We start from the raw sequence: 6,130 nt of genomic DNA, 5'->3' as shown, positions 1-6,130 counted from the left end.
TGTTTCAGGGCGACCAGCATGTCGGCATGCGCGGACGCGTTGATTTCCTTGCGCAGGATCTTCTCGGCACCAGCAACCGCCAGTTCGGCCACGCGCTCACGCAAAGCTTGCTTGGCGCGTTCGACTTCCTGGTCGATTTCGGCTTTGGCACCGGCGACGACCTTGTCGGCCTCAACCTTGGCGGTGCCCTTCGCTTCTTCGACGATCTGTTGCGCACGCTTTTCGGCTTGAGCGATGAGGTCCGAGGATTTCTCCTTGGCTTCCCGCAACGCGTCGGCGGAACGCTTGGCGGCGAGCTCTTGCTCGTTTTTGCCACGTTCTGCCGCAGCCAGGCCATCAGCGATCTGTGCTTGACGGTCCGCCATCGCTTTTTGCAGCGGCGGCCAGACGTACTTCATCGTGATCCAGATGAAGAGAGCAAACCAGATTGCCTGGCCAATCAGTGTAGCGTTGATATTCACGCTAACCTCCTGGTTATAAGGGTTACAGGGGCGCGGTTAATTACTTCAGCAGAGCCAGGAACGGGTTTGCGAAGAGCAGGAACAGGGCGATACCAACACCGATCATGGTCACAGCATCAAGCAGGCCGGCGACGATGAACATCTTGACTTGCAGCGTAGGAATCATTTCCGGCTGACGAGCAGCACCTTCCAGGAAACGGCCACCCAGGATACCAAAGCCGATGGCGGTACCCAGAGCGCCGGCGCCGATCAGGATGGCTACAGCGATAGCGGTGTTGGAGAGGACGGTTGCGAGTTCCATGTTTACTCCTCAGTAAAGTAGGTTTGTTGCGGGGTTAAGGTTAAAAACTACTGAAAAACTGCTACTACGACTTAGTGCGACTCTGCCGCCATAGACATGTACACGATGGTCAGCATCATGAACACAAAGGCTTGCAGGGTGATAATCAGAATGTGGAACAGTTCCCAAGGCAATGCCAGAGGCAACTGATAGAGGCCGAGCAGAGCGATCAGGATGAAGACCATTTCTCCAGCGTACATATTGCCGAAGAGTCGCAGGGACAACGAGATTGGCCTGGCAATTTCTTCAACGATACGGAACAGGAGGTTGACCGGAGCCAGCTTTAGGCCAAACGGAACCGCGAAAACTTCATGCATGAAGTGACTAAAGCCCTTTAGCTTCAGCCCCATGAAGAGCGAGATGAAGAACACGGAAATCGACATGGCGAACGTCAGATTGGGGTCGGTAGTCGGAACAAACTTGAAGTGCATTTCATGATTGCCGACAGCAGCTTGCAGCGCGGCAGGCAGAAAATCGACCGGAATCAAGTCCATGGCGTTCATGACGAACACCCAGACAAAAATAGTGATAGCCAGCGGGGTAACCAGCGCACTCTTGCCATGAAATGTGTCGCGGACTTGCTGGTCGACCAGACCGACCACCATTTCGACAAAGTTCTGACCGCCTGACGGGACACCGGCGGTAGCCTTGGCTGCCAACATGGCCATCAGGCCAAAAACAACCAAACCCAGAATGCCGGAAACCAGCAGGGTATCTATATGAAAAGTCCAGAAACCGCTACAAACCCCATCCACCTTGGCACTGTCTGCACAGACAGCGAGATTGGTCAGGTGGTGTTGAATATAACCAGTAGTGCCGCCTTCTGCGCTCATGTTTTCTCCAGTCAGCCTAGCGATTCTTCAGCAATGCCACCCAGTAGATGACAAAGGTTGATGCGTATCCAAGAAAGAGCGGCAGGACCGCCACTTCCTTGTACCCTAAAAACACCAGCGCAAAGCCAGCGAGAGTCAGTAGGAACTTGAACCCCTCCCCTGCGGCTTGCGCCTGATAAACCTTGACCGGGTCTGTACTCGAACCCATTCGCAACGCTCTCAGGACGTACCCGAGATTGGCAATGAACCCGATTGATCCCCCGATCAGAACCGAGACTGCCGCATTTGCGCTGACCAACAACCCCATCGCGATGGCCAGGGTGGTTGCCAGCACTGCTTGGCGACTGAGTATCCAGCTTACCTGCGGATGCAAGACATGCCTCGATCGATAACTGTGCGAGTGTAACGGAGTCTTATAGATGAGTCAATTTCTGCGCTGCAAAAAGAAAGGGTTTTCCCGTATTTTCTGTGGGTTACGATTAGTGACATCGCTTAAGCGTGAAGCCGCAAAATGAGGCCATCGAGCTGATCAAGGCTCGAAAACTCGATGGTGAGCTTGCCAGCACCCTTTTTGTTGGAACGAATCGCGACATTGGCACCGAGTCCATCGGACAGGCGTTCCTGCAGGCTCAGCAGATCGCGGTCGATGGCCTTTTCCGGTGTGTGGCTGGGCGGATTCATTAGCTGTTGAACCAAGCGCTCGGTTTCACGGACTGACAGGCCTTTTTGAACGACGCGCTGAGCCACGCCGACCTGCTGGGCGCTGGAAATTGGCAACAAGGCGCGGGCATGGCCCATGTCAATCTGGCCGGACATCAGCAATTCCTGAACAGCTGCGGTCAACTGTAATAAACGCAATAAATTTGAAGCGGCTGGCCGGGAGCGGCCAACGGCATCAGCGGCCTGCTGGTGGGTCAGGCCGAATTCGTCGATCAGGCGTTGCAAGCCTTGGGCTTCTTCGAGCGGGTTGAGGTTTTCGCGCTGGATGTTCTCGATGAGCGCCATGGCCAGCGCCTGTTCGTCCGGAATGCTGCGGACAAGAACGGGCACATCCTTCAGCCCAGCGAGCTGCGAGGCGCGCCAACGGCGTTCGCCGGCGACGATTTCGTAGCGCTCGGCGCCCGGTGTGCTGTTGATGGCACGGACGAGAATCGGCTGCATGACGCCCTGGGCCTTGATCGAGGCGGCCAGTTCGGCCAGCGACTCCTGGTCCATGCGGGTGCGCGGCTGGTATTTGCCGGGTTTCAGGCGTTCGACGGGCAGGTTGCGCAGTTCGTCTTCGGCCTTCGCATCGCTGCCGGCGAGCAGCGCGTCGAGGCCGCGGCCGAGTCCTTTCTTCTTGATCATGCGGCGGTCCTTTCGAGGATTTCCTGGGCGAGGGCGCTGTAGGCCTGGGCGCCCTTCGAGTTCTTGTCGAAGGCGATGACCGGCTTGCCGTAAGACGGCGCTTCGGCCAGGCGAACGTTGCGCGGCACGATGGTCTTGTAGACCTTGGCGCCGAAATGGCTTTCCAGTTCGTTCGAAACCTGCTGGGTCAGCGTGCTCTGACCGTTGTACATGGTGCGCAGCAGACCTTCGATTTCGAGGCGAGAATTAAGGTGGTGACGCACCTTGCGCAGCGTTTCGACGAGGTCGGACAGACCTTCCAGCGCGTAGTACTCGCATTGCATCGGGATCAGCACCGAGTCGGCGGCGACCAGGGCGTTGACGGTCAGCATGTTGAGGGCGGGCGGGCAGTCGATGAGGACGAAATCGTATTCGGCGTGGTTTTGCGCCAGGGCTTTTTTCAGGCGGTATTCGCGCTGGTCGAGTTCGATCATTTCGACTTCGGCGCCAGCCAGTTCGCGGTTGGCGGGCAAGATGTCGAAGTCAAAGGCGGTCGCGATGCAGACTTCGAGCAGCGTCGCGGCGCCGATCAGCAGTTGATAGACGGTAGGCAGTGTTTCTTTCTTGGGGATGCCCGACCCGGTCGTCGCGTTGCCCTGCGGGTCCATGTCGATGAGCAGGACGCGCTGGCCCTCGGCGGCCAGCGAGGCGGCCAGATTGACTGCGGTGGTCGTCTTGCCGACGCCGCCTTTCTGGTTGGTTATGGCGAGTACTTTCATGACCCGGCTTTCAAGATGATCAAATGTCGTTCGGCATCCAGCCCCGGCACGCTGAGCGGAATGATCGCTTCCACGCTGATGTCGGCCGGCAAGCCCTTGAGTTCGGCGTCCGGCCGCACCCCTTTCATGGCCAGCCAGCGGCCGCCGGGTGCCAGCAGATGACGGGTCAGGCTGATGAAAAGACCGATTTCGGCAAAGGCGCGCGAGCTGATCTGGGCGTATTGTCCGTGCATTTCCTCGACCCGGGCGTGGTGCACCGTAACATTGCTGAGCGCCAGTTCGATGACGGCTTGCTGCAGGAAGGTGGTTTTCTTTTGCACGGTGTCGACCATGCTGACTGAAAGATCCGGCCTGGCGATGGCCAGCGGAATGCCGGGCAGGCCGCCGCCACTGCCGACATCGAGCAGATTGCCGACGCCGACATGCGGCAGGATGGCCAGCGAATCGAGCAGGTGGTGCGAAATGGCCTGGGCCGGATCACGCAGCGCCGTCAGGTTGTAGGTTTTGTTCCACTTGAGGAGCAGGTCGCGGAAGGCGAGCAGCTTGTCTTGCGCCTCGGCCGGCAGCGTGATGTCGAGGGCGGTGAGGCCGCTGGCGAGGGCGTTCTGACTCATGCGGCTTGCGACAGGTTGTGGCGCTTAAGGTGGATCAGCAGCAGCGAAACGGCGGCTGGCGTGATGCCCTGAATGCGCGAAGCCTGGCCGATGGTCTGCGGCTTGTGCTGATTGAGCTTCTGCTTGACCTCGTTGGACAGGCCGGCGACCGTGGTGTAATCGAGATCGGCTGGCAGCACGCTATTTTCGTAGCTGGCCGACTTGGCGACTTCCTCGGCCTGGCGGTCGATGTAGCCTTGGTACTTGGCGGAAATTTCGAGTTGCTCGATGACCGCCGGGTCCATTTCAATTTTGGGCAAATTTTCCGGTTGACCGTGGGATTCAGCCTCGCCGCCGGTTTCGTGAATCGGCAGGGTGATGAGCGCGGCGTAGGACACCTCGGGCCGGCGCAGCAGCTCGAACAGGTTGTATTCGTGTTCGATCGGCTTGCCCAGCACGCGAATGCAGTCTTCGGCCGCCGTCAGCTTGGGATTGACCCAGGTGGCTTTCAGACGCTCCTGTTCGGCGGCGATAACGTCGCGCTTGCGGCAGAAGGCGGTCCACCGCACGTCATCGACCAGACCCAACTCGCGGCCCTGCTCGGTCAGGCGCAGGTCGGCGTTATCCTCGCGCAGGCTCAGTCGGTATTCGGCGCGGCTGGTAAACATCCGGTAGGGGTCGGAAACGCCGCGCGTAATCAGGTCGTCTACCAGCACGCCAAGGTAGGCCTCATTGCGCTTCGGGCACCAGCCGGCGCGATCTCTGACGTAATTCACGGCATTGATGCCGGCGAGCAGGCCTTGCGCGGCGGCTTCTTCGTAGCCGGTCGTGCCATTGATCTGGCCGGCAAAGAAGAGGCCAGCGATGGCCTTGCTTTCGAGCGTGTCCTTGAGGCCGCGCGGGTCATAGAAATCGTATTCGATGGCGTAGCCGGGACGCAGGATGTGGCAGTTTTCCATGCCGCGGATCGAGCGCACCAGCGCCAGCTGGATGTCGAAAGGCAGGCTGGTCGACACGCCGTTCGGGTAGATTTCGTGCGTCGTCAGGCCTTCCGGCTCGAGGAAGACGTGGTGGCTGTTCTTGTCGGCGAAGCGGTGGATCTTGTCTTCAATCGACGGGCAGTAGCGCGGCCCGACGCCTTCGATGACGCCGGTGTACATCGGCGAACGGTCGAGCCCGCTGCGGATGATGTCGTGCGTTCGCTCGTTGGTTTCGGTGATCCAGCACGGCAGTTGGCGCGGGTGCTGGGCAGCGTTGCCGAGGAAGGAGAAGACCGGCATCGGGTCGTCCGAATGCTGTTCCTCCATCACCGAGAAATCGATGGTCTTGCCGTCGAGGCGCGGCGGCGTGCCGGTCTTCAGGCGGCCTTGCGGCAGCTGCAGTTCCTTGAGGCGGGCGGCCAGCGAATTCGACGGTGGATCGCCCATGCGGCCGCCGGTGTAGTTTTCCAGCCCGACGTGGATCTTGCCGTTGAGGAAGGTGCCAGCCGTCAGCACGACGGCGCCGGCCGTGAAGCGGATGCCGAGTTGGGTGACGGCGCCGACGACGCGCTCGCCGTCGACGATGAGGTCGTCGCAGGCCTCGGCGAAGAGGGTCAAATTGGGCTGATTTTCCAGTCGGCCGCGGATCGCCTGCTTGTACAGCACGCGGTCGGCCTGGGCGCGGGTGGCGCGCACAGCCGGGCCTTTCGAGGCGTTGAGGATGCGGAACTGGATGCCAGCCTCGTCGGTCGCCGCCGCCATCGCGCCGCCCAGCGCATCGACCTCGCGGACCAGATGGCCCTTGCCGATGCCGCCGA

At 59.9% G+C, this 6,130-nt stretch carries 8 protein-coding genes; all 8 read right to left on the bottom strand.

The features are described from left to right. Positions 1-461 (bottom strand): F0F1 ATP synthase subunit B (locus ADADOO_RS02140; protein WP_511274598.1); only part of this gene is annotated, 461 nt, incomplete at its 3' end. A 40-nt stretch (positions 462-501) separates the two neighbouring features. Beyond that, positions 502-762: a F0F1 ATP synthase subunit C gene (atpE, locus tag ADADOO_RS02135; protein WP_117610057.1), complete on the bottom strand. Its 261-nt coding sequence runs from the start codon at positions 760-762 to the stop codon at positions 502-504. A 71-nt stretch (positions 763-833) separates the two neighbouring features. Further along, positions 834-1,634 carry a F0F1 ATP synthase subunit A gene (gene atpB / locus ADADOO_RS02130; RefSeq protein WP_511274596.1) on the bottom strand — a complete coding sequence of 267 codons (801 nt, stop codon included), beginning with the start codon at positions 1,632-1,634 and terminating at the stop codon, positions 834-836. Positions 1,635-1,650: 16 nt separating this feature from the next. Further along, positions 1,651-1,968, bottom strand: coding sequence for an ATP synthase subunit I (locus tag ADADOO_RS02125; RefSeq protein ID WP_511274595.1), 318 nt, complete (start codon positions 1,966-1,968; stop codon positions 1,651-1,653). 158 nt (positions 1,969-2,126) lie between these two features. Further along, the gene (locus ADADOO_RS02120; RefSeq protein ID WP_511274593.1) at positions 2,127-2,981 is read right to left on the bottom strand and encodes a ParB/RepB/Spo0J family partition protein; all 855 of its coding nucleotides are present in this window, start codon (positions 2,979-2,981) and stop codon (positions 2,127-2,129) included. Further along, a complete protein-coding gene (locus ADADOO_RS02115) occupies positions 2,978-3,739 on the bottom strand; it encodes a ParA family protein (protein ID WP_511274592.1) in 762 nt (253 codons plus the stop codon). The genes ADADOO_RS02120 and ADADOO_RS02115 overlap by 4 nt, the downstream gene beginning before the upstream one ends. Beyond that, entirely contained in the window at positions 3,736-4,353 is a 618-nt protein-coding gene (gene rsmG, locus ADADOO_RS02110; protein ID WP_511274591.1) for a 16S rRNA (guanine(527)-N(7))-methyltransferase RsmG, read from the bottom strand. Before rsmG ends, ADADOO_RS02115 begins: the two co-directional genes overlap by 4 nt. Then, positions 4,350-6,130, bottom strand: a 1,781-nt coding sequence (gene mnmG, locus ADADOO_RS02105; protein WP_511274589.1) for a tRNA uridine-5-carboxymethylaminomethyl(34) synthesis enzyme MnmG, incomplete at its 5' end; no start/stop codon positions are given. The genes mnmG and rsmG, both read right to left, overlap by 4 nt.

The organism is Azonexus sp., from assembly GCF_036170495.1.
Lineage (GTDB): Bacteria > Pseudomonadota > Gammaproteobacteria > Burkholderiales > Rhodocyclaceae > Azonexus.
Note: the sequence above shows the minus strand (reverse complement) of the source record. Positions and strands in the feature narration are given on the sequence as shown.